Here is a 23805-nt window from a genome sequence, read left to right on the forward strand (position 1 = left end):
CATCTTGGACTTTGCATTCACGTCCGACCAGGAAGCCATTCGCGACACCGCGGCACGATTTGCGCGTGAGCGGCTTGCGCCCGGCTACAGGGCGCGCGAGATCGACGGAAAGATCGACCGTGCGCTCATCCGGGAGATGGGCGAACTGGGTCTGATCGGCGCCGACCTGCCCGAAGAGCTTGGTGCGCCCGGTCTCGATAGCGTCACGACCGGCATTATTATCGAGGAAATATCGCGCGGCGACATTAGCGTCGGTTATGTCCAGCTCCTTGGCTCGCTTATGGGATCGATCGTCGCAGCGCATGCAAGACCTGAAGTCGCCGATGAAATCGTTCCGCGGATTTGCTCGGGCGAGGCGATCGTCGCGCTCGGTCTGACGGAGCCGCGAGGCGGCTCCGACGCGGCACATCTGCAGACGAAGGCGCGCGCCGACGGTGACGGCTACGTCCTGTCGGGGGAAAAAACCTCGATCTCGATGGCCGAGCAGGCCGATCACATTCTTGTGCTCGCGCGCACGGATGAAAACAATCCCGGCGCCGGCGGCGTGTCGGCCTTTCTCGCACCGCTCGACGCGCCCGGCATCACGTGTTCGAGTTTCGACGATGTGGGTTCGAAGGCTGTTGGCCGCGGCTCGGTATTCTTCGATAATGTGAAGGTGCCGGCGCGTCATATGGTCGGCACGAAGGGGGAGGGCTTCCGGCAGGTGATGCAGGGGTTCGACTATTCCCGTGCGCTGATCGGCCTGCAATGTCTGGCTCCCGCCTTCGCGTCGCTGGAGGAGACCTGGAAATATGTGACCGAGCGCGTAGCCTTCGGCAATCCGCTGGCTAAATATCAGGGAGTCACGGAACCGTTGGCCGAAGCTCAGACGTTGCTCGAGGCAGCGCGTCTGCTTTGCTACAAGACGCTTTGGCTTCGCGACAATGATTTGCCGCACACCGCCGAAGCCGCGATGTGCAAATGGTGGGCGCCCAAGACGGCTTTCCAGGTCATCCACCGTTGCCTGCTAACGCACGGGCATGGCGGTTACAGCACTGATCTGCCCCATCAGCAGAGATTACGCGATGTGATGGGGCTGCAGATCGGCGACGGTACCGAGCAAATCCAGAAGATGATCATTTCGCGCGAGAAAGTCGGTCGAGTGGCCGTGCCTTATGCGTGAGGAAGGCTACATGACCAGCGCCACGGAAGCCCCGGTTCAGACCGGGATACAAGACGGCATCGGAATCGTGGCGCTCAACAGGCCCGACAGGTTCAATTGCCTCTCATCGGCCGTCATCGCCGGTCTCGACGAGGCTCTCGCAAGGTTCGAGGACGACAGGAAGGTTCGTTCCGTACTGTTGCTTGCGCGTGGAAAGCATTTCTGCACCGGCGCCGATCTCGACGAGGTGCTCGACGTCCGCAGGGAGCGGGGTCGGCTGGGCGCGTTTATCACTGACGGTCAGCGAGTCCTGCGCCGATTTGAACTCTCGCCTCTGCCGATTGTTGCCGCGGTGAACGGTCTGTGTCTTGCGGGCGGGCTTGAATTGATGATGGCATGTGACGTGGTTTTTGCTGGTCAGTCAGCGCAGGTGGGATGCCAGCATGCTCGTTACGGTCTCGTACCGGGTTGGGGCGGCACGCAGCGTCTCGCGCGCATCGTCGGCTCGCGGCGTGCCCTTGATCTGATGTTCAGCGGCCGATGGCTCAAGGCGGATGAGGCGCTGGCTTGGGGGCTTGTGAACAATGTCGTTGACGACGGTGCGCTTGTCAGAGAGGCGGAAGCCTATTGCGCCGATCTCGCCAAAAAAAATCCGGACGGCCTTGCCGCCATGAAGCAGCTTTGCAGGAACGGGCTCGATGGATCACTCCAGGAGGGTCTGGATATGGAACGGAGCGTGGTCGTAGACGCGCTGATGAGCGAAAATGTTTCGGAAGGTCTGGCGGCGTTCCGAGGGCGTCGGAAACCATTATTCCGTTAACGGACAATCAAGTGGACATCGTCGGGAGATGCGTGATTATGAAACACGAAGCCCAGGTCGAACAGTTGCGGAAGATTTTCGGCTATCTTGACGCGGGTGAGACCGCGATGGGCGATGCTGTGTATCATCATCATGTCAGCGACTACACCAGTCCGGACCAGGCTGGCCGAGAACAGGAGGTGCTGTTCCGGAATGAGCCACTCCTGATCGGGTTGAGCTGCGAATTGCCCAATCCCGGCGACTATGTAACCGACGATTTTTCAGGCGTGCCGATCCTGGCGGTGCGGGATGAAGCGGGGCAGGTCAATGCTTTCATCAATGTCTGCCGTCACCGCGGCGCGCGCGTCGCGTCGGGCTGCGGCAGCGGCAAGGCCGTGTTCAGGTGTCCCTATCATGCATGGACCTACGACCGGAGCGGCAGGCTGAGGTCGATACCGTTCGAGCGGGGCTTCGAGAGCGTCGACAAAACGAGCAACGGCTTGAGGTCTCTGCCGGTGGTGGAGAAATACGGCATGATCTGGGTCATGCCGGCGCCCGGCGGGTCGATCGACATCGACAGCCACCTAGCGGGCATGGCGGACGATCTCGCCGCGTTTGGTCTTGTGTGCTACAGCCACTACGAGACGCGCGTTCTCCGGGCCCGCCTTAACTGGAAGCTCGTGATCGACACGTTTCTCGAAACCTACCATCTGAGTACGCTGCACAAGAACACGATCGCGCCGATCCTGCACTCGAACCTCGGCACGTTCGACGGCATGGCGCGAAATCTGCGCATGATTGGCGCCCGCAAGACGATCGATGCGTTGCGCCAGAGACCGGAAAGCGAGTGGGATCTGATTCGCCACTCCGCCCTCGTATACGTGCTCTTTCCGAATACGGTCTTCATCATGCAGGGCGATCATCTGGAGACGTGGCGGGTTTATCCGGGCGACAGCGTGGATGAATCGAAAATGCACGTCTCTCTCTATACGCCCGAACCCGCCGTCACCGACAAGGCCAGAAAGTACTGGACCAAAAACATGGACTTGCTGATGGCGACGGTGCAGCAGGAGGATTTTCCGCTGGCGGAAAATATCCAGCGCGATTTTCACTCGGGCGCACAAGAGTTCGTGACTTTCGGCGCCAACGAGCCGGCTCTCGCGCATTTCCACAGGTCGATCAAGAAAACGCTCGGGATCGACGCCGCGTGAAGCGGAATTGAACAAAAAGGGGATTCCCATGCATGTCGGCATGAGCACGTTCTTCCAGAACCTCGCTGGCGGTTATACCGACCAGGACGTCTACGCCCATGAAATCGCGATGGCCGACATGGCCGAGCCGCTTGGCTTCGATTCCATCTGGGCGGCGGAACACCATTTCGACGAATACACAATGTGCCCGAACGTGGCGCAGTTCCTCACCTACATGGCTGGCCGCACCAACAGGGTCGGTCTCGGCTCGATGGTGATGGTGCTGCCCTGGCACGATCCCGTCCGTCTCGCGGAAGAAGTGCTGGTGCTCGACCATGTTTCGAAAGGCCGCGCTATTCTGGGCGTCGGTCGTGGTCTCGGTCGGATCGAGTTCGAGGGATTCCGCATCAACATGGGCGAATCCCGCGAACGCTTCGTCGAATACGCGGAGGCAATTCTGAACGCCTTCGAAACGGGTTATATCGAGGCGAACGGACAGTTTTACAAACAGCCGCGAACGGCCATCAGGCCATTTCCGTTCCAGAGTTTCCGCGGCCGGACCTATGCGGCGGCGGTTTCGCCGGAGTCGGCGCGCATCATGGCGCGGCTCGGCATCGGCATTCTGATCATCGCTCAGAAGCCTTGGGAAACGACGGTCGCCGAACTCAACAACTATCGGGAAATCTACAGGGAGATAAACGGGGCCGAGGCGCCCAAGCCGATCATCGCCAGTTTCATCGCCTGTCATGAGGACGCATCGGTCGCTCGGGAGATGTACGAAAAATACATAAGGGGATACAGCCGTTCGGCCCTGAAGCATTATGAATTTCATAACAAGGGGCTCGCGGACATCAAGGGCTATGAGTATTACGGTGCTCTTGCCAACAACATTGAGAAACACGGTGTCGACGAGTTTGTTGATTTCCTGGCGAAGCTTCAAATCTGGGGGACACCGGATCAGGTCTTTGAACAGATCATGGAAAACCAGAAGCGGGTCGATGCGGCCGGGCTGATCTCCATTTTCAGCTATGGCGGCATGCCACAGGAGCTTGCCACCAAAAACATGAAACTTTTCGCGGAAAAGATTTTGCCGCGTCTGAAGCGTCAGGAAGTCAACGGAAGCGTCGGCGGCATTCGTGACCGCGTGTCGGTCGCGGCTGAATAGGAGTGATTACGCCGGTGAATATTCATCCACAAGCGAGGATAAGATCATGAGCAGTGTAAACGTAGCCGAGAGCATCCAATCCCCGGACGATCCATATGCCGTTCCGCTCGACAAAATCAACGTCAGCGACCCGGAGCTCTTCAGGTCCAATCGGATGTGGCCGTATTTCGAACGGCTGCGTCGTGAGGATCCTGTGCATTACTGCGCCGAGAGTGACTATGGGCCGTTCTGGTCCGTGACGAAGTACAAGGACATTATGCAGGTGGAGACGAGCCACAGCACTTATTCGTCCGACATTGGGCTTGGCGGAATAACGTTGCGCGACGGCAATGCCGGCTTGGGGCTTCCAATGTTCATTGCGATGGATCCGCCCAAGCACGATATGCAACGCAAGGTTGTGAGTCCAATTGTTGCGCCGGCGAATCTGGCTAAGCTTGAAGGGACGATCCGCGAGCGTGTTGGTAGGATTTTCGACGCGCTACCGATCAATGAGACCTTCAACTGGGTGGACCGTGTGTCTATCGAACTGACGACGCAAATGCTCGCCACCCTATTTGACTTCCCTTGGGAAGATCGTCGAAAACTCACCCGCTGGTCTGACGTCGCAACCTCGGAGGAAGCTTTCAAAACTCCGGAAGGAGAGGCGGCGCGCGCAGCAGAGCTTCTTGAGTGTGGTGCATGTTTCACTGAGTTGTGGAACCAGCGTGTCAACGCGACCGATCCGGGCAGTGACCTCATTACAATGCTGGCTCAGGGCGAGTCGACTAAAAACATGAGCCCGACAGAGTATCTGGGGAATGTCTTTCTCCTGATCGTGGGCGGCAACGACACGACCCGCAATTCAATCACTGGCGGTCTGCTCGCGCTTCACGAGAATCCGGACCAATACAAAAAATTGCGGGACAACCCCGCACTCGTCGAAACTATGGTCCCAGAGATCATTCGCTGGCAGACACCGCTCACCCATATGCGCCGCACCGCGCTCCAGGATACCGAGTTGGCCGGCAAGCAGATCAAGAAGGGTGACAAGGTCGTCATGTGGTATGTCTCGGGTAACCGGGATGAGGAAGCGATCGATGAGCCGAACCGCTTCATCATCGATCGTCAAAGACCGCGCCAGCACCTGTCCTTCGGCTTCGGCATCCATCGCTGCGTCGGCAACCGGCTGGCGGAAATGCAACTCCGCATCGTCTGGGAAGAAATCCTGAAACGCTGGCCCGACAGGCCGATCGAAGTGGTTGGCGAACCAAAGCGGGTCTTTTCCAACTTCATCAAGGGCTATGAGGCCTTGCCGGTAAGAATCCCGGGCTGAACCCAGACGGGTGGAAAACTTCCACCCGTCGATAAGGTCGCTGGCGGCGCGGCGAGTGGCCCACCGTCATTTTTTTCCGAATGAGGCGACCCGTTCGCGTGCGTCGAAACAGGCGCCGGGGCTGTGCGCGAGTTCGTAGGCCAGCCCTGCCTGGCCGGTCATGCCGTCGGTTGCGTCCAGCAGGCCTTTGTTGACCTGATTGCTGTAGGTCGAATTGGCGGCGATACGCTGAGCAAGGTCGTTTGTCGCCTGTTCCAGCTCGGCATCGTCGACACAAATGTCGACCAGTCCCATGCGCTCCGCCGTCTCCGCCGCGAAAATATCGGAGGTAAACATCATCTGCTTGGCCCTCGACAGCCCGACGCGACGCGGCAGTCTTTGCGTCATGCCCCAGAGCGGGCTCAGCCCCCACTTGCTATGCGTGTCGCCGAACTTGGCGGAGCGCGCGGCGATAATGATGTCGGCCGCGAGCGCAAGTTCGAGTCCGCCGGTGTAGCAATGTCCGCGGACGCAGGCGACGACCGGTTGCGGCAGTTCGGCCAGCGCCTGAATGGTCTTCGCCTGGAAATGCGGCTCCGGCGGGCGCTCGCCTTTCTGGATGTCCTTCAGATCGTGGCCGGCTGAAAAAGCCTTACCCGAGCCCGTGATGATGACGCATGCCACCTCGTGAACCTGTCCGCGAAGCGTATCGACATGCCCGCGCAATTCTTCGAACAGAGGGACATTGAGTGCGTTCAAGGTTTCCGGACGGTTGAGTGTCAGCGTGCAAATGCGCCCGCTGTCCTTGCGAAGAACCAGATTCGACATAGGCTTTCTCCCTTCCTCTTCTCGATCTTTTTTATGGCGTCTTCATCTGTCGAAGACGCACACGCGTGAATGAGCCCGCTTGGGTTGGCTACGATGCGCTCGCGGCGGGTGCCATTCGCGTCAGAAAATCCAGAACGGCGCTTGTAAATATGTCGTTCTTGTCGCCCGCGACCATATGGCCCGCATTTGCGACATCGACAAACTCGGAATGAGGAACAATTTCGGCGAATTGCCGCGCCGCTTCGACCGTCACCAGATCGCTGTCGCGGCCCCGGACGAGGAGCGTCGGTATTTTCAGGGAACGCGCCGCTATTTCGAGGCGTTCGGGTTCTCGGCTGCCTTGTGGCTTTTGCGTGCCGGTGATGAAACGCGGGTCCCAATGCCAGTAGTAGCGGCCGTTTTCCCTGCGGCGAAGGTTCTTCGCCAGTCCGCTCAGGTCTTTGGGGCGAGTCCGGCCGGGCATGTAGCGCGAGATCGTATCGGCTGCTTCCTCAAGCGAGGCGAAGCCTTCTTCCAGATTCTCCGACATGAATCCGATAATTTTTTGAACCCCCTCCATGTTCATCTGAGGGGTGATGTCGACGAGGATCAGCGCCGCAAACCCGCGCCGTCCGGCTTTCGCATATTCTCCCTGCGCGATCATGCCCGCGATGCCGCCGAGAGACGCGCCGACCAGGATGGGGGGCACACGGAAACCGTCCGCGATGTCGAGGATATCTTCCGCGAAACGCTCCATTCTGTAGTCTCCATCCGGAGACCAGTCGCTTTCGCCGTGCCCGCGCAAATCGACGGCGAGGGCGTAATAACCGTTTTCTCCCAATGTTTTGCCGCAGGCTTGCCATGCATGGCGTGTCTGCCCGCCGCCATGGGCGAGCAGAACCGGACGCCCTTGGTCGGGACCGAATGCCTCCGCCGCGATTTTGAGATTCTGAACAAGGGTGAACAAGGTCCGGTTTGCGGACGTCATATGCTTTATTCCAATGGTTTCGTATGTGTACTAAGGGTCGAAATCCATTATGATGAATCAATGGCGTGTTGCAAACACGGACGATGGTGTTGTAGGCGGGTTTCTCACCAGCCGTTCCTTGATCGGAGGCGATTGTCCTTGATAATGAAGATTGTGGGTATCTGAAATGAAAGCGACCTTGTCCGTTTCACGAACCAGCCGGTTTCCGAAAGGGTCCGGCAAGCGTGCCCTCACAGTTGCGCGGCGGATCGTCGAAGACATCGAGCAGCAAGGCGCCGAGATCGGAGATCGCTTGCTGCCTGAACAGGAGATGCTCGTGCGCTATGGAGTGGCCCGCGCGACCTTGCGGGAGGCGCTCAGGTTTCTCGAATTGCAGGGAATCATTTTCCTGCGGCCCGGTCCCGGCGGCGGGCCGATCGTTCAGGAGCCGCGGCCGAAAGATTTTGCCAGCACGATGGCGTTGCTGCTCCAGTTTCTCGGCACCACGTTCCGTTCACTGATTGAAGTGAGGCAGGCGGTGGGCCCGACCATGGCGTCGCTTGCGGCAGAGCGTGCGTCCGATGAGGATATCGGCAAGCTGAATACGTCATTGGCCACATTGAAGACGTTGTCTGTTTCTTGTGACTCCTATGCGGAGGAGAACAGGCGTTTTCACGACCTGCTTGCCTGGGCGTCCGGCAACCCCTTGATCGGATTCTTGATCGGTTCGCTTCACAACATCACGAATGCGTCGGAAGTCGGCATAACTTATACGGAGGGTGAGCGCGACTATCAGATCAAGGCGTACGGGCGGCTTCTCAAGGCGATTGAAGATCGCAATCCAGACCTCGCTTTCACCGAAATGTCCCGATTCATAAGCCGATCCGACAAGTATCTGGAGGCTCATCATCCCGACATCATGTCCAAAATCGTGCGTTGGCAGGATGCTGACGACCTGAGTATGCCGCGGGTTCCCCGACGGAAATGCTAGGCGAGTGTTCGCGATGCCAACGTCGTTTTTGCGACACTTGCGCCGCTCCCCGGACATCGATAATTTATGATCATAAATAACGCGGCCAATGAAGCCGCCGGATGGGAGGATAGCTGTGACCCTGCATAGCCGAGTATGCGATATTCTGAACATCAAATACCCGATCTTGCTGGCCGGTATGGGCGGCGCGAGCGTTCCACGGCTTGCGGCGGCGGTATCGAATGCGGGTGGCCTTGGTGTGCTCGGCGCGGCTGCTTGCTCTCCCGATCAACTGCGTGAATGGATTCGGGAAACGCGGTCGCTTACGGACAAGCCGTTTGGTGTGGACACCCTGCTGCCAGCCTCCGTGCGCAGGGAAGCCTATAAGGGCAAGGCTGGTCCGTCTCCGATGGATTTGCTGCCTGAGTACCAGAAATTCGCGCAAGATTTCATGAAGAAGGAAAACATACCGCCGCTGAAATCCAGGGCGCGGGCATCCGAGGAAGCTCACCGTTCGTCCAAATCGAACGCGCCGCTGTTTTCGAAAGAATTCTTCGAAGCGCAAATGGAAGTTGTGGTTGAGGAGCGGGTTCCTGTCTATGCGGCGGGTCTCGGCAATCCGGGGCCTTGGCTTGATCGGCTCCACGCCAACGGCACCAAGGTGATGGCGGTCGTCGGCGCGGTGAAGCATGCCCTGCAGGTGGTCAATTCCGGCATCGATCTGATCGTCGCGCAGGGCCATGACGGGGGCGGGCACAATTCACCCATCGGAACGATGGCGCTCATCCCGCAGGTTGTCGATGCGATTGCGGGTCGCATTCCCGTACTCGGCGCGGGCGGCATTTCCGACGGGCGCGGCATCGCGGCGGCCATGATGCTCGGCGCCGAAGGCGCCTGGATCGGTACGGCGTTTCTCGCGACCGATGAGGCCGGCATCGAGGATTTCCAGAAGGACGCGATTGTCGAGTCGGGTGACGGCGATACGCTTGTTTCCCGGACCGTCACCGGAAAGCCGGCCCGCATCATTCGCAACAAATGGTCCGAGGCTTTTGCCGAGGCAGGTCTGGAGCCGCTGCCCATGCCCTTCCAGCCCATGGTTGCGATGCCGGTGCTGGCGGCGGCGGCGGCGGTAAAGCGGAAAGATATCGCTCCCGGTTTCGCGGGGCAGGGCATGGGTCTCATTCACAAGGTGAGGCCGGCTGCGGAAGTCATGGCCGATCTCGTGAAAAGCGCCGAAAGCTCACTGGGCAGGGCAAATATCTATCTGTAAGACTCGGCTGCGCGCGCCTTGGGTACCATTGAAGGTTTCGGAGAAAACGAGATGACAATTGTTGCAAAGCTGCCGGAGTTCAACCAGGAAATCGCACGGGGTTTCATCAACGCCAGCAATTCAATGAAGGGGTTGCCGGAGTTTCTGGGGGTTCGTATTACGCATATCGAACCGGGCAAGCTGACCGCCGAGATGGACGTCTCCGACCGGTTGCTGACGCCGATCGGAAACATGCATGGCGGGGTGTTGGCTGCGATGTGCGACCATGTTCTGGGCTGCGTTTGTTATCCGCATATGCGGAAAGGACAATGGGCGGCGACGACGGAGTTCAAGCTCAATCTGCTGGCGCCGGTATCATCGGGCAAGGTGATAGCGGTGGCCGAGCTGATCGCGATGACAAAATCTACAGCCGTCGTCCGGATCGACGTGACGAACGAAGGCCGTGCCTGTTGTGCGGCTCAGGGTACCGTTCTCATTCGTGATCCAAGGCCTGCATAGACAACTCCTGCAGGGAGCCTTGCTTTTTTCCGGTCCCGGCGCCGTGAGGAAGATTGCTCGCCGGACAAATTCTGGGACGAGCCCGGCCTCTTCGCGGCGGGGAAGGTCGCCGCAGGTCCAGGCAGCATTCGATAGATATGAAGGGAAGTGGTTTCCATGAGTTTGGTGCAATCCGGCCAGACGCAAAAAAATGACGATGCCGAAATATTGGATGCGCTCATTGTCGGAGCGGGATTCAACGGCATCTACCAGTTGCATCGCTTGCGCCAGGAAGGTTTTAAGGTGCGCCTGTTCGAGGCCGGCGCCGACATGGGCGGCATCTGGTACTGGAACTGCTATCCCGGCGCGCGCGTCGATTCCCATATTCCGATTTATGAATATTCGATCGAGGAATTGTGGCGTGACTGGAACTGGACCGAGAGATTTCCTGCTTGGGATGAACTGCGCCGCTACTTCCACTACGTCGACAAGAAACTCGACCTCGGCCGCGACATAAGGTTTAGCACGCGCGTCAGCGCGGCGGAATTCGACGAGACGCGCAATCATTGGGTTATCCGTACGACCGACGGCGACGTCGTGCGCGCCCGGTTCTTCATTCTTTGCACCGGCTTTGCATCGAAGCCCTATATTCCGAACTACAAGGGTCTTGAAAGCTTCACTGGAGAATCGTGGCACACAGGATTGTGGCCCCAGGAAGGTTCCAGTTTTGCAGGCAAGCGGGTTGGTGTCGTGGGAACCGGAGCGAGTGGGGTTCAGGTGGTGCAGGAAGCCAGCAAGGACGCGGCGCACCTGACGGTGTTCCAGCGCACGCCGATCCTCGCTTTGCCGATGCAGCAGCGAAAGCTCGACGTCGAGACGCAGCAGCGGATGAAGGCCGATTATCCGGAGATATTCCGCATGCGGCGCGAAACGTTCGGCGGATTCGACATTCTCAGGGACGAAAGGTCTGCACTGGAAGTGCCGCCAGAAGAGCGCCGAGCGCTCTACGAAAAGCTCTGGCAAAAAGGCGGCTTCCACTATTGGATCGGCGGATTTGCCGACATCCTGACGGATGAGGAAGCAAACCGTACCATGTACGATTTCTGGTGCGAGAAGACTCGCGCCCGGATCAAGGATCCGGCGTTGGCTGACAAACTTGCGCCGATGGAGCCGCCCCACCCATTCGGCGTCAAACGTCCCTCGCTGGAGCAGTGGTATTACGAAGTGTTCAATCGGGAGAATGTCAGCCTGGTCGATGTGCGCGAGACGCCGATCGAGGAAGTGGTTCCCGAAGGCGTGCGCACGAAGGATGGCCTGGTTGAACTCGACATGCTCGTCCTGGCGACGGGGTTCGACGCCGTGACCGGCGGATTGACCCAGATCGATATACGCGGAACGGACGGCGTGACGCTCAAGGAAAAATGGACCGAAGGAGCGCGTACTTATCTCGGTTTCGCGACGTCGGGATTTCCGAATATGCTTTTTCTTTACGGTCCGCAGAGTCCCTCCGGATTCTGCAACGGCCCGACATGCGCCGAAGTGCAGGGCGAATGGGTCGTCGACTGCCTCAGGTATATGCGCGAAAAGGGCAGGAGACGGATCGAGGCGACCGCTCAGGCGGAGGAGGGATGGACGCAACTCCTGAACTCCATAGCCGACATGACGCTCTTTCCCCGCGCCGATTCCTGGTATATGGGCGCCAACATTCCGGGAAAGCCGCGACAGCTTCTGAATTTCCCCGGCATGCCCATTTATATGGACCAGTGCAATGCCGCCGCGTCCAAGGGTTATGAGGGATTCGTCTTGGATTAACGGAACCGCAGCGGCGACCAAGAGCGTTTGACACCGAATTGCCCATTATCTATTATAATAAATTCATATGAAGACATCGCATGCGCCATGACGGATGGATGCCGCACAGACGCCGACCGGGAGGACAGAGAGATGACGACTGACACATTGGTGCGCGATCCGGTTTCGACGGTCCCGCTGTCTCAGATCGATGTCAGCGATCCGAAGCTCTTTCAAAACGACACGATCGGGAGCTACTTCGCGCGGCTGCGGCGGGAGGACCCTGTCCACTATTGCCCCGAGAGCGCCTATGGCCCCTACTGGTCGATAACAAAATTCAACGACATCATGCAGGTCGAGGTGAACCACCAGACGTTCTCCTCCGAAGCCAAGATAGGCGGCATCGCCATCCAGGACATGCAAACAGGTGAGAGCGCACTTGAACTCGAAATGTTCATTGCGATGGATCCACCCAAGCACGATGCGCAGCGCAAGGCGGTGAGCCCGGCGGTCGCGCCGTCCAATCTTGTTCTGCTGGAGCCCATCATCCGCGAGCGCGCGGGGCTTATTCTCGACTCGCTTCCCATCGGCGAAGAGATCGATTGGGTCGACACGGTGTCCGTCGAGCTGACGACGATGACGCTGGCGACGTTGTTCGACTTTCCCTGGGAGGAACGGCGCAGGCTCACCCGCTGGTCGGACGTGGCAACGGCCACGCCTGAAACAGGCGTGGTTTCGTCCTGGGAACAGCGCCGCGAGGAACTTCTCGAATGTGCGTACTATTTCAAGGATCTGTGGGACAAACGCATCAACGAGCCGGCAAAGTCCGATCTGATCTCGATGATGGCGCATGCGCCGGCGACGCGGGACATGCCATTCCTTGAGTTTCTCGGGAATTTGATGCTTCTGATCGTCGGCGGCAACGATACCACGCGCAATTCGATTAGCGGCGGGGTGCTCGCACTCAATCAGAACCCGGCGGAATATCGTAAGCTCATGGCCGATCCGGGCCTCATCCCGAAAATGATCCCCGAGATCATCCGCTGGCAGACACCGCTGACGCATATGCGGCGGACGGCGCTCATGGACGCTGAAATCGGCGGCAAGAAGATCAAGAAGGGCGACAAGGTCGTCATGTGGTACCTGTCGGGCAACCGGGACGACGAGGTGATCGACCGCCCGAACGAATTCATCATCGACCGTCCAAATTCCCGTCACCATCTTTCCTTCGGTTTCGGCGTGCATCGCTGCATGGGGAACCGCGTGGCGGAACTGCAGCTTCGCATCATCTGGGAAGAAGTCCTGAAGCGCTTCAGCAAGGTTGAGATTGTCGGTGCGCCCGAGAGGACACTGTCGAACTTCATCCGCGGGTTCACCCATTTGCCGGTGAAACTGCACGCGCATTAGAGCCGGGTCCGGTCTGGCGCGTTATTTCGCGATGAAACGGCGCCTACGTTTCGTCACGGAAAGGATCCACCCGCTGTTTCATCCAGCATGATCGACAAGAGTAAAAAATGCCCACAGTCATTTTCATCGAGCCGGACGGCACCGAATTTCCCATCGCGGTCAAGAGCGGCACGACCGCGAGGGATGCGGCGGTCAACAACGGTGTGCCGGGCATCGACGGCGATTGCGGGGGCGAGTGCGCCTGCGCGACCTGCCATGTGCATGTCGATGCCGCGTGGATCGACCGGACCGGCATGGCCGAGCCCGGCGGCATGGAAGACAACCTGTTGCAGTTTGCCGAAGGTTCGACGGAAAACAGCCGCCTTGCCTGTCAGATTGCCATGACCGACGATCTCGACGGTCTCACGTTGAGAATACCTGACGGTCAGCACTAGTCGCAGTCGGCGCGCGGGTTTCGAGGTTTCTCCCCCCGATCCTCCGCCCTTGAAAGACGGGCGTCGACTGCACCTTGGGTCGAGAGTGGTCCTCCGAACCAAACCTCGTCTTCGCGCTGATCCCGAAAGTCGGCAGAATTGGAACGCTGAATTCGCCAAACTCATTCGCCTTCGGCGGTGCTGGTTTTCCTGGGTTAACAGCGTCGGTACGACGAGCCTGTTCTCATCTTTTCCCGGTCCGCGACGCTCGCTTATTTCGCGAGGGTTCTGTTTTGCGTATGACGCCTACGGACATTCCGTCGATCACGAATTTGAGAAGTACATGCATGTTTTGTTTGAAGGCGCTGTGGCTGACGTAGGTCCCCAACCAGGTTTGCAGCTGCTGATAGTAGATAGCAAACAGGCATCGCGCTGCTTCGGCCGGATCGATATCGGCGCGAATTTCGTCGCGCGCCCGAGCCGCTGAGACGAAATGGACAAGCTTTTCGATAATCGCTTCTGGAATGGTGAGCACGTCTTTCCGGCGCCCGGGGTTGCCGGAGAAGCTGAGTTCGCGAATTAGCGCGCGGGCAATGACAACATCGCGCCTGTGATATTCAATAAACCCGTCGAACAATGACTCCGTTTGATCGAGCAACGAGGCATTCTTCCGAATTGTTCCGTACACTTCCTCTATCAGCTGGCTCATTTCATCCTTGAAAACCAGGATGAGGAGGTCTTCCTTTGATTTGGCATAGAGAAACAGCGTACCAGCTCCGATATCGGCAGCTTCCGCCACTTCCTGCGTGGTCGTTTTCGTATAACCCTTGGCGTGAAACAGAGTGCGGGCCGCCGCCGTGATGCGCGCGACCTTTTCCCGCTTGTTGCGGTCTCTTCGCCCACCCGTCTGCGGATGTTCCCTCTTTGCGGATTTGGCACCGGCTTGCTTGCCTGCTTTTGAAGATGTGTCCATCGCATGTCCTGATTGTAGCAAGGCTGCGCCAAACTGCTGCCAGGCCCTTTCTGCCAGAGTATTTGGCGGCGCGGCAAGTATCTTGACCATTCATGCGCCATTCGTCGGCAAACCGGGCCGGTTGACAGGTTTGTGCAATGCATGGAATATATGACTCTACTCATAAATGAGTGTATATAAAATATGGGTGGCTGCTGGCGGATGTGCCGGCCATGCCATTCCGGCCGGATGTCAAGACAAGTATAAAGGGAGGAAGCCATGCCGGCACGTACGGGCGCGCAGTTTTTGGAAGGCCTCAAGCAACCCCGGGAGATTTGGGTCGATGACCGCAAGATCGAGAACGTCGCCCGCGATCCCGCATTCGCGGGCGCGGCGCGCGGTGTCGCCGCTGTCTACGATCTCCAGCACAAGGAGGCCGACGCCTGCCTGATGCCGGACCCGGAAACGGGCGAGAAGATCAATGTCAGCCATATGATCCCCCGCTCGAGGCAGGATCTGGCGCGCCGTCGCGCGGGGCTGGAGAAAATCGCCGCCTATTCGGTGGGCCTGATGGGCCGTACGCCGGACTACATGAACGTGACCTATGCGGGCTTCGCGGGCCGCGCCGAGGAATGGGCCGTCAACGGCAACGAGGAAGGCGCGGAAAATCTCGTCAACTATCAGAAGTTCCTGCGCCGCAATGATATTTCGCTGACGCATACGATCGTCAATCCGACCATCGACAAGGCGCAGGGCGACGCGCCGCAACCCGGCAACGATGTGGCCCTTCGCAAGGTCGGCGAAACCGAACACGGTATCGTCGTGCGTGGTGCGCGCATCCTCGCGACGCTCGCGCCCTTCGCCGACGAGATCGCGGTCTATCCGTCTCATCCCTTGCCGCCCGATTGCGACGAGTACGCGATCTCCTTCTGCATTCCGATGTCCACCCCGGGTCTCAAATTCATCTGCCGGGATTCATTTTCCAAAAGCGGAAATTTTTTCGATCATCCGATCTCGACCCGGTTCGACGAGCAGGACGCCTTCGTGATCTTCGACAATGTCGAGGTGCCGCGCGACCGGATACACGTCAACTGCAACACTGCCGTCTACAACTCGGTCATGATGCGCAGCTGGTGGCCGAACGTCATGCAGCAGACGACGGTCCGGGCACTGACGAAACTGGAATTCGCCTGGGGTCTCGCCTCGCGGATGACCGAGGTGATCAACGACGTCAAGCCGCAGACATGGGAGATGCTCGGCGAAATCTGGAGCTATGCCGAATTGACGCGCGCCTGTCTGAAGGCCGCCGAAGACGGGGCTACCGACTATGGCAATGGCGTCTGGCTGCCGGACGCCCAGCCCTTTTCCGCCCTTCGCGCATCGATGCCGCGATGGATGGCGCGGGTCAGCGAAATCATCCAGCTCATCGGATCGCATAATGTCTTCGCTGCGCCGAGCCGCGCTCAGCTCGACGATGCCGGTCTCCGTCCGCTCATCGATCATTATCTGCGCGGTGCCGGCGACGTGGGTGCCGAGCAGCGCGCGCGCGTCTTCCGGCTCGCCTGGGATTTCGTCGGTACGGGTCTTGCAGGTCGGAATCTTCAGTACGAACGCTTCTATCTCGGTTCTTCGGCCCGCAACTATCAGATGGCCCATCTGTTTGGGGACCGCGCGCGCGCCAACGAGTTGGTGGACCGCTTCCTGACGGAAGACATCGAAGTCGGGAAAAAATCCGGAAGTCGTCTCGTGGAGGCGGTGTGATGGCCGGTATCGTGAAAGTTGCAGGCGTCGAGGTTTCGGCGGATCACTGGATCGGCGGAAAGCGCGTCGCTTCGAAGCGGAAATTCGCCGACTTCTCTCCCATCGACGGCTCGCATCTCGCGGACATCTCGGCGGGCGGCAAGGCAGAGGCGGATGCGGCGGTGGCCGCGGCACGGAAAGCCTTTCCGGCATGGGCGGCCCTCGGTCCCAAGGGACGGCTGCCGATCCTGAAGAAATTCGCGGAAGGCATAAGGGCGCGCGCAAACGAACTCGCGGCCGTCGAGACGATGGACAATGGCTCGCTCCTCATGGGCAACGTTCATCGCGTGGTGCCGCGCGCGGCGCAGAACATCGAGTTCTTCGCCGACTGGGCGACGACGCTGGATGGCCATACGATCGACTCGCCCGAAGTCGTGAACCATGTGAAATACGATCCGGCGGGCGTCGCAGTGCTGATCACGCCGTGGAACGCGCCTCTGATGCTGACGACATGGAAAGTCGGCCCGGCGCTTGCCGCCGGCAACACCATCGTCGTGAAGCCGCCGGAATGGGCGCCGCTCACCTGTTCGCTCATGGCCGACATCGCGCATGAAGCGGGCCTGCCGCCGGGAGTTCTCAATGTCGTGCAGGGGATCGGCGAGGTTGCGGGCGACGCGCTGGTGAACCATCCCGATGTCGACCGCATCAGCTTCACCGGCTCGACCGATACGGCAAAACTCATCGGTCAGGCGGCAGCGCGTTCGATCACGCCGATGAGTGCGGAACTGGGCGGCAAGTCGCCTTTCATCGTCTGCGCCGATGCCGATCTGGACGCGGCGGCGCAGACGGTCGCCGCCCAATACATGAACGCGGGTCAGGTCTGCCTCGCGGGCACGCGCATCCTGGTGGAAAAGAAGATCGAGGAGGAATTTCTCGAAAAGGTGCGCAGTGCGGCAAGCCACATGGTGGTGGGCGATCCGCGCGACAAGGATACGCGCGTCGGGCCCCTGATCCACAAGGAGCATTTCGAGCGCGTCGCGGGCTTCGTCGAGCGCGCGAAGGCGGACGGCGCGGTGCCGCTCTGGGGCGGGAACCGCGCGAATTTCGGCGAGCTTTATTTCGAACCGACGCTCTTTGCCGGTGTGAGCCCCGAACTGGAAATCGCGCAGCGCGAAGTCTTCGGCCCGGTACTCACCTGGCAGAGTTTTTCCTCCGACGACGAGGTTGTCGCACTTGCCAACAACACGCGCTACGGCCTCGCAGGCACACTCTTCAGCCGCAGCGAGAAACGGGCGATGGATATTGCCTCGCGGGTCGTCGCCGGAACCTTCTGGGTCAACTGCTTCTTCATCCGCGACCTCGCGGCACCTTTCGGTGGCTCGAAGGACTCGGGCATCGGCCGCGAAGGCGGCGTCTGGAGCTTCGATTTCTACACCGACATAAAAAACATATCGGTCCGCAAGGGATCGTTCGCCTGAGGGGAGGCAATCATGGTTCAGGTTACGGAGCTCGGCTATATGGGCCTCGGGGTCAAAAGCCTCGAGGCGTGGAAGGATTACGCCACGAATATCCTGGCACTCGAAGTCGTAGATGAGGGAGAGCCAGGCCGCTGCTATCTGCGGATGGACTACTGGCATCACCGCTTCATTCTCGAGGAAGATGGAACGGACGATCTGAACTATCTCGGCTTCCGCGTCGCCGGTGTCGAGGAGTTCCGCGAGATGCACAGGAAGCTCACCGGCGCGGGAGTGGAGGTGCGTATCGGTTCCGAGGCGGAAGCGGCAGACCGCCGCGTTCTCGAGATCATGAAGCTCAAGGATGCGAGCGGGTTTCCGATCGAGATTTTTCATGGCCCCCAGGTCCAGGCGGACAAGCCCTTCCATCCGGGCCGCCGCATGCATGGCCGCTTCAAGACGGGCGACGGCGGCCTCGGCCATCTGATCCAGAAGGAAACGGTCGGCTTCGAAAAGACCTACGAGTTCTACAAGCTGCTCGGCATGCGCGGCGGCATCGAATACCGGATTCCCTTTCCCGGCCTCGACAAGCCTTTCGACCTCATGTTCATGCATTGCAATACGCGCGACCATACGGTGGCTTTCGGCCCGCCCGGCGAAAAGCGCATCAATCATCTGATGATCGAAGTCGAGAGTCTGGACGATGTCGGTCTTGCCTACGAGATCGTGCGCAAGGCGGGTATTCCCGTCCCGATGGCACCGGGCCGCCATGCCAACGACCATATGTATTCTTTCTATTTCATGAACCCGTCCGGCTGGATGTGCGAAGTGGGCTGGGGGGCGCGCGAAGCGACGCACCAATCGGAATACTACCAGCGCGATACTTACGGCCACGAACCTGACGAGGCCGTAATGAAGAAGGGCCTGATGGAAGTCTGACGCGCGAACTCGAAACAGAAAAGAAAACAGGAGAGGAAGATATGTCGGTTCTCGAAGGTCCGCGCGGGGAATGGCGGCGCATCCTGCATCAGGGAACGCCGGTATGGGTTAAACCGGAGGAAGGCGGCACGCTCCGTCTCGGCGACGGGCGAACGGTGGATGAAGCGAGCGCGACCTATCTGCCGCCCTGCGATCCGACGAAGATCATATGCATCCATCTGAACTACGATTCGCGCCGCGTCGAGTTCAAGGCGCCGCCGCTCGTCACGCCAACCTACTTCCAGAAGCCGCTGACGACACTCAATTCGCATCGCGGTTTCCTCAACCGGCCCGCCGATTGCCAGTATCTCAATTACGAAGGAGAGATCGCGGCCATCGTCGGTAAGCCCATGCGCAATGTCGCGCCCGATGAAGTGTGGGACTGCCTTGCGGGTTTCGCCCCGGCCAACGATGTCGGCGCACAGGACTTCCGCGACACGGATGCGGGCTCGATGCTCCGCGTGAAGGGCCAGGATGGCTTCTGCCCCGTCGGTCCGGGCATCGTGCGCGGTGTCGATATTCGGAAGGAAAGCGTCCGCACCTATATCAACGGCAAGGTGGTGCAGGACGGGCCGGTAAGCGAAATGACCTTCCCGATCGACTACATCTTCGCCGATCTCTCCCGCCACATCACTTTCCTGCCCGGCGACATCGTGCTCACCGGCACGCCCGCCAATTCGCGTCCGATGAACCCCGGCGACGTCGTCGAAGTGGAGGTGACGGGTATCGGTAAGATCACCAACACGGTGCAGGAAGTGCCGGCGCCCACCCACAAGGTCGGGCACGAGCCGACGGACACCGACGCCGTCCGCCGCGTCGCGCTCGGGCAGTTCTGAGGGATATAAAAATGGCGGAAGCCTTGTCTCTGAAATCGCGTTGGGCGGCTGGAGAGGTGACGTTTGGCGCCTGGTGCATGATGCCCGGCGCGCTCGGCGTCGAGGCTATTTCGTCGCTTGGCTTCGATTGGATACTCGTCGATATGCAGCATGGCTGCATGGACTATGGACAGGCGCTTGATATGATCCGCGCCGCCGACATTCGCGGAATTCCAGCGATTGTACGGGTGCCCTGGAACGAGCCGGGCATCGTCGGTCGCGTTCTGGATGCGGGCGCCCTTGGTGTCGTCGCTCCGATGATTCAGACGGCCGACGATGCGAGGAGTCTGGTCGACTCCTGCCGCTATCCGCCAGTTGGGCGCCGCAGCTTCGGGCCTGTACGTGTCGGAACGCGCGACGGCGCGGGCTATGCCTTGACTGCCAACGACCGTGTTGTCGTCATTCCGATGATCGAGACGCGCTCCGCGCTTGATCAGGTCGATGAAATCGTCAGCTTGCCGGGTGTGGACGCCGTCTTGGTGGGGCCCTTCGATCTTTCGGTCGCGCTTGGCCTGCCGCCGGGAGACAATGACGGAAAGCCGATTTTCGACGACGCCATAAAGACCATTGTCGCCGCCTGTCGGCGGCACGGCAAGGCGGTAGCCGTCCTGTCGAATGCGGCCGTCGCGCCGCTACGCGTCACGCAAGGGTTTCAGATGGTCTCGGTTACGACAGACATTGCGGCGCTCACTTCGGCGAGCATGGCAAGCCTCAGAATCGTGAAAAAACTGGAATGAGAAATGCTGGATAGCGCGACAAGAACAAAAATCGTCGACAAGCTTTTCGACGTCTACAAGACACGCAAGCCGCTGCCGCGGCTGACCGGAACCTATCCTGGCTTGACCGTCGAGGACTCCTATCTGGTTCAGGAAGAGTTCGTGCGCCGCAAGGTTGATGCGGGTGCCAAGGTGAGGGGCTACAAGGTTGGGCTTACGTCGAAACCGATGCAGGAAATGGCAGGATCTTCGGAGCCGGATTTCAGCGCGATAACCGACGACATGTTCCTGCCCGAAGCGACGCCGATCGACGCTGGCCGGTTTTTCCGCCCGATGATCGAAATCGAAATCGCATTCGTCATGAAGCACGCGCTCGAGGGGCCGGGTGTGCTGCCCGTAGACGTGCTCCGGGCGACCGATTTTGTTGTCCCGGCGATCGAGATTGTCGATTTCCGCGTAATGCCGGAGCCTGGTTTCGGCATCATCGACACCGTGGCCGATCTGGCAGCCTGCGGCGGTGTCGTGCTGGGTGCCAACCCAAGGAGGCTTGACGCGATCGACGTGCGGCGCGTGCATGGCGAGTTGAAGTTGAACGGCAAGCCGGAAGTCGAGGGCGAAGCCTCGGCGGTTCTGGGCAATCCCGTAACGTCCGTCGCCTGGCTTGCGAACAAGCTCGGCGAATTCGGCGTTGTTTTCGAGCCGGGTCAGGTGGTGCTTACCGGGTCTTTTGTGCGGGCAATTCCCGTTAAGGCCGGCGACGATGTTTTGTGCCGCTTCGACCAGGGATTGGGCGATCTGTCCGCGAGTTTTATCTGAATTGTGGACGGCCGGTCACTGTCCAAAATAGAAAAAGTGTCGCGCAAGTCCGGGTTATATAAATCTGTATAAGGATTAAAACCACATGAAGCTGGTCCCTTTGATGAAAATTCACGTTCTTGTCGCCTCGCCATTCGATATCGGCGACACGACGCAAGGCAAGCGGCTTGTCGCCAACATTACGGGGGGCGCGTTCGAGGGCAAGCGACTCACGGGCACCGTTTGCAGCAGTGGTGCCGACTGGATCCTTATCGATTCCGAGAATTTGGGGCATATCGACGTGCGTATCGTTCTGCAGACGAACGATGGCGCACACATCTATGTTCATTATACCGGCTTTCTTGATTACAACGAAAAATTTGTGACTGCGGCACTCAGTGGCGGCGAAACGAAAATCGGCGACTCGTATTTTTTGAGCCAGCTGCGTTTCGAGACGGGTGCCGAAAAATACAAATGGTTGAACAGGGTTTTGGGTGTCGGCGAGGGGCGCGTTTACCCGGGCGGCATCGAGTATCAGGTTTACGAGCAGGCGCACGATTGAAACATGCGCCCGGAGCGAGGCGGCGGGTTCCCCCGCCAGCCTTTCATGCGGTGCCGGGAAATGCGGGTGGCATCGGCTTTCTGTGCGTCGGACAAATTGAGGGAGGACACTTGTGGCTGACAATGGAGCGGGAGCCGGCATTCGCTGGGACAAAGAGGTGGACTGGCTGGTCGTGGGCGGCGGCGGTGCCGGAATGGTGTCAGCCCTGACGGCCAAGCATCTGGGTCTTGATACGCTGGTGATCGAAAAGTCGCCCTATATGGGCGGCAGCACGGCGCGATCAGGCGGCGTGGTCTGGATTCCCAACAATTACCTGGTGCACGAGGGCGGGCTGCCGGACTCGGAGGAACGCGCCAGGACCTACATGGCCAGCACGGTCGGCAATCGCGTGCCCTCGGAAGTTCAGGAATCGTTTGTGAAATACGGTCCGCAAATGATCGAGTTCCTGCGCGATCACACTGAAACGCGCTTCATCTGGAGCAAGGGATACTCGGACTATTATCCCGAAGCGCCTGGCGGCTTCTCCGAAGGCCGCGCCCTGGAAGCCGTTCCCTTCAACGGGACTTTGCTTGGCGCCAATCAGAAATATTTCCGCCCGCCGGTTCTGTCGGGCACCCATTACGCAGGCCTCCTGCTGTTCGAGTTGTTTTCGGTCGCCCGGATGCGCCACCATTGGGACGGAAAACGCAAGTTCATGAAGGCGGCTTTCAACACGATCGCGAACAGGCTGCTTGGCAAAAAAGTGATGACGGCGGGACAGGGCACCGCCGGTCGGCTCTTTTACTCTATATTGCGTGCCAACATTCCATTCGAAGTGAATACGGGCCTGACGTCGGTGGTGATGGAGAACGGTCGCGTCGTCGGCGCCGAGGTGTCGAAGGGCGGCAAGACGCTTCGATACAAGGCGCGGCGCGGCGTGGCGCTGACCGCCGGCGGCTTCGCCCACAATCAGGAAATGCGCGATCGCTATCTTCCGCATCCCACAAGCTCGAAATGGTCGCTTGCCGCCGAAAGCGACACGGGCGATGCCATTCGCGCCGGCGAGAGCATTGGTGCCCGGCTCGATCTGATGGACGATGCCTGGTGGGGGCCGGTCAGTCACGTAAACGCCAACGAGAATCCACATTTCTGCGTTCTCGAGCGCTCGCTTCCGGGATCCATGATCGTGAATTCCTCAGGTGATCGCTTCGTAAACGAGGCGGCACCTTATTGCGACGTGGTCACCAGGATTTACGAAATGCACAACGGGGCAGGCACGTCCTGCGTGCCGGTATGGCTCATCCTCGATAAGGCGTACAAGGATTACTATATGATCGCCTCGAATATGCCGCGCCAGCCCCTCCCGAAGCGGTGGAGTGAGAGTGGTGACGTGGTTTCGGCACCAAGCCTTGCAGAACTTGCGGAGAAGATAGGCGTTCCGGCGGACCGTCTCGTAAAATCAATGGAGCGATTCAACAAGCTCGCCGAGACCGGCGTTGATGAGGATTATCATAGAGGCGACAGCGCGCATGATCGGATGTACGGCGATCCCTTTTTCAAAAATCCGAATCTGGCACCGTTGACGAAAGCTCCTTTCTTCGCCATACGACTCTATCCCGGCGATATCGGCACGCGCGGTGGGCTTGTTATTAACAAGTTCGGACAGGTTGTCTCGCAGTCGGGAGAAGTTATCGAGGGTCTGTGGGCGGCGGGGAACAGCACGGCGTCCGTCATGGGGAATTCCTATCCTGGACCTGGCGCGACCATCGGCCCGGCCATGACATTTGGCTACATTGCTGCCATGAAAGGCGCCGGACACATCTGACGTTTTTCGGTTTGTTTGACCTGGAATTTGCCAACCCGCATGGTCCAAGGTTGGCGTAAGCCCAAAGACGCACGTGCGCCGACTTGAAGCTGTGCGGCGTCTAGGTAGTGGACTCATAAGCACGGGCCCATATCCGGATTGAAACGATGGCGACCGCAGCGAGGAAGTTGCGTGCGAGCTTGTCGAAGCGCGTGGCGACGCGCCTGAAGTGCTTGAGCTTGTTGAAGAAGCGCTCGACCAG

The 23805-nt window shown here is 59.4% G+C and carries 22 protein-coding genes and 1 pseudogene; 19 read left to right on the forward strand and 4 right to left on the reverse strand.

The window, feature by feature from the left end:
* The first annotated feature begins 4 nt into the window (after nt 1–4).
* Genes Q7V31_RS11235 through Q7V31_RS11255 form a run of 5 tightly spaced genes read left to right on the forward strand, consistent with a single transcriptional unit; the run spans nt 5 to nt 5607 of the window.
* The gene (locus tag Q7V31_RS11235) at nt 5–1162 is read left to right on the forward strand and encodes an acyl-CoA dehydrogenase family protein (RefSeq protein ID WP_304734308.1); all 1158 of its coding nucleotides are present in this window, start codon (nt 5–7) and stop codon (nt 1160–1162) included.
* Nucleotides 1163–1172: 10 nt separating this feature from the next.
* The gene (locus tag Q7V31_RS11240; protein ID WP_304734310.1) at nt 1173–1961 is read left to right on the forward strand and encodes an enoyl-CoA hydratase/isomerase family protein; all 789 of its coding nucleotides are present in this window, start codon (nt 1173–1175) and stop codon (nt 1959–1961) included.
* An 11-nt stretch (nt 1962–1972) separates the two neighbouring features.
* Complete coding sequence (locus Q7V31_RS11245; RefSeq protein WP_304734312.1) at nt 1973–3151, forward strand: SRPBCC family protein; 1179 nt, start codon at nt 1973–1975, stop codon at nt 3149–3151.
* Between the two features lie 28 nt (nt 3152–3179).
* Nucleotides 3180–4295 carry an LLM class flavin-dependent oxidoreductase gene (locus Q7V31_RS11250; protein WP_304734314.1) on the forward strand — a complete coding sequence of 372 codons (1116 nt, stop codon included), beginning with the start codon at nt 3180–3182 and terminating at the stop codon, nt 4293–4295.
* 46 nt (nt 4296–4341) lie between these two features.
* Complete coding sequence (locus Q7V31_RS11255; RefSeq protein WP_304734316.1) at nt 4342–5607, forward strand: cytochrome P450; 1266 nt, start codon at nt 4342–4344, stop codon at nt 5605–5607.
* Nucleotides 5608–5673: 66 nt separating this feature from the next.
* Here Q7V31_RS11255 and Q7V31_RS11260 read toward each other — a convergent pair whose 3' ends face one another.
* On the reverse strand, nt 5674–6414 hold the full coding sequence (locus Q7V31_RS11260; protein ID WP_304734318.1) for an enoyl-CoA hydratase/isomerase family protein: 741 nt from the start codon (nt 6412–6414) through the stop codon (nt 5674–5676).
* 88 nt (nt 6415–6502) lie between these two features.
* Nucleotides 6503–7381 (reverse strand): alpha/beta fold hydrolase, encoded by an 879-nt coding sequence (locus Q7V31_RS11265; protein WP_304734320.1) that lies wholly within the window; start codon nt 7379–7381, stop codon nt 6503–6505.
* Nucleotides 7382–7547: 166 nt separating this feature from the next.
* On the opposite strand from Q7V31_RS11265, the gene Q7V31_RS11270 reads away from it, so the two are divergent.
* From Q7V31_RS11270 to Q7V31_RS11295, 6 genes are all read left to right on the forward strand, one after another.
* A complete protein-coding gene (locus tag Q7V31_RS11270; RefSeq protein WP_304734322.1) occupies nt 7548–8351 on the forward strand; it encodes a FadR/GntR family transcriptional regulator in 804 nt (267 codons plus the stop codon).
* Nucleotides 8352–8466: 115 nt separating this feature from the next.
* A complete protein-coding gene (locus Q7V31_RS11275) occupies nt 8467–9600 on the forward strand; it encodes a nitronate monooxygenase family protein (protein WP_304734324.1) in 1134 nt (377 codons plus the stop codon).
* A 51-nt stretch (nt 9601–9651) separates the two neighbouring features.
* Nucleotides 9652–10098, forward strand: coding sequence for a PaaI family thioesterase (locus tag Q7V31_RS11280; protein WP_304734327.1), 447 nt, complete (start codon nt 9652–9654; stop codon nt 10096–10098).
* Nucleotides 10099–10254: 156 nt separating this feature from the next.
* Nucleotides 10255–11889, forward strand: coding sequence for an NAD(P)/FAD-dependent oxidoreductase (locus tag Q7V31_RS11285; protein ID WP_304734329.1), 1635 nt, complete (start codon nt 10255–10257; stop codon nt 11887–11889).
* A gap of 132 nt (nt 11890–12021) precedes the next feature.
* Entirely contained in the window at nt 12022–13275 is a 1254-nt protein-coding gene (locus Q7V31_RS11290) for a cytochrome P450 (protein WP_304734332.1), read from the forward strand.
* Nucleotides 13276–13382: 107 nt separating this feature from the next.
* Nucleotides 13383–13709 carry a 2Fe-2S iron-sulfur cluster-binding protein gene (locus Q7V31_RS11295; protein WP_293510573.1) on the forward strand — a complete coding sequence of 109 codons (327 nt, stop codon included), beginning with the start codon at nt 13383–13385 and terminating at the stop codon, nt 13707–13709.
* A 223-nt stretch (nt 13710–13932) separates the two neighbouring features.
* On the opposite strand, the gene Q7V31_RS11300 is transcribed toward Q7V31_RS11295, so the two are convergent.
* Nucleotides 13933–14751, reverse strand: coding sequence for a TetR/AcrR family transcriptional regulator (locus tag Q7V31_RS11300; RefSeq protein ID WP_304734339.1), 819 nt, complete (start codon nt 14749–14751; stop codon nt 13933–13935).
* Between the two features lie 168 nt (nt 14752–14919).
* On the opposite strand from Q7V31_RS11300, the gene Q7V31_RS11305 reads away from it, so the two are divergent.
* The 8 genes from Q7V31_RS11305 to Q7V31_RS11340 all read left to right on the forward strand — a co-directional run bounded on the left by Q7V31_RS11305 (nt 14920) and on the right by Q7V31_RS11340 (nt 23564).
* The gene (locus Q7V31_RS11305; protein WP_304734341.1) at nt 14920–16401 is read left to right on the forward strand and encodes a 4-hydroxyphenylacetate 3-hydroxylase family protein; all 1482 of its coding nucleotides are present in this window, start codon (nt 14920–14922) and stop codon (nt 16399–16401) included.
* Entirely contained in the window at nt 16401–17858 is a 1458-nt protein-coding gene (locus Q7V31_RS11310) for an aldehyde dehydrogenase (protein WP_304734343.1), read from the forward strand. The genes Q7V31_RS11305 and Q7V31_RS11310 overlap by 1 nt, the downstream gene beginning before the upstream one ends.
* Nucleotides 17859–17870: 12 nt before the next feature.
* Entirely contained in the window at nt 17871–18773 is a 903-nt protein-coding gene (locus Q7V31_RS11315) for a VOC family protein (RefSeq protein ID WP_304734346.1), read from the forward strand.
* A gap of 41 nt (nt 18774–18814) precedes the next feature.
* Nucleotides 18815–19648 (forward strand): fumarylacetoacetate hydrolase family protein, encoded by an 834-nt coding sequence (locus Q7V31_RS11320; protein WP_304734348.1) that lies wholly within the window; start codon nt 18815–18817, stop codon nt 19646–19648.
* A gap of 11 nt (nt 19649–19659) precedes the next feature.
* Nucleotides 19660–20424 (forward strand): HpcH/HpaI aldolase/citrate lyase family protein, encoded by a 765-nt coding sequence (locus Q7V31_RS11325; RefSeq protein ID WP_304734350.1) that lies wholly within the window; start codon nt 19660–19662, stop codon nt 20422–20424.
* A gap of 3 nt (nt 20425–20427) precedes the next feature.
* A complete protein-coding gene (locus Q7V31_RS11330) occupies nt 20428–21219 on the forward strand; it encodes a 2-keto-4-pentenoate hydratase (protein WP_304734351.1) in 792 nt (263 codons plus the stop codon).
* An 85-nt stretch (nt 21220–21304) separates the two neighbouring features.
* Nucleotides 21305–21760, forward strand: a complete 456-nt coding sequence (locus Q7V31_RS11335; protein WP_304734353.1) for a DUF3237 domain-containing protein — start codon at nt 21305–21307, stop codon at nt 21758–21760.
* Nucleotides 21761–21872: 112 nt separating this feature from the next.
* Nucleotides 21873–23564, forward strand: coding sequence for an FAD-dependent oxidoreductase (locus Q7V31_RS11340; RefSeq protein ID WP_304734355.1), 1692 nt, complete (start codon nt 21873–21875; stop codon nt 23562–23564).
* 100 nt (nt 23565–23664) lie between these two features.
* Here Q7V31_RS11340 and Q7V31_RS11345 read toward each other — a convergent pair.
* A pseudogene (locus tag Q7V31_RS11345) lies at nt 23665–23805 on the reverse strand (IS5/IS1182 family transposase); the annotation flags it as partial.

Origin of the sequence: Parvibaculum sp. (assembly GCF_030651915.1) — a bacterium.
Classification (GTDB): Bacteria; Pseudomonadota; Alphaproteobacteria; order Parvibaculales; family Parvibaculaceae; genus Parvibaculum.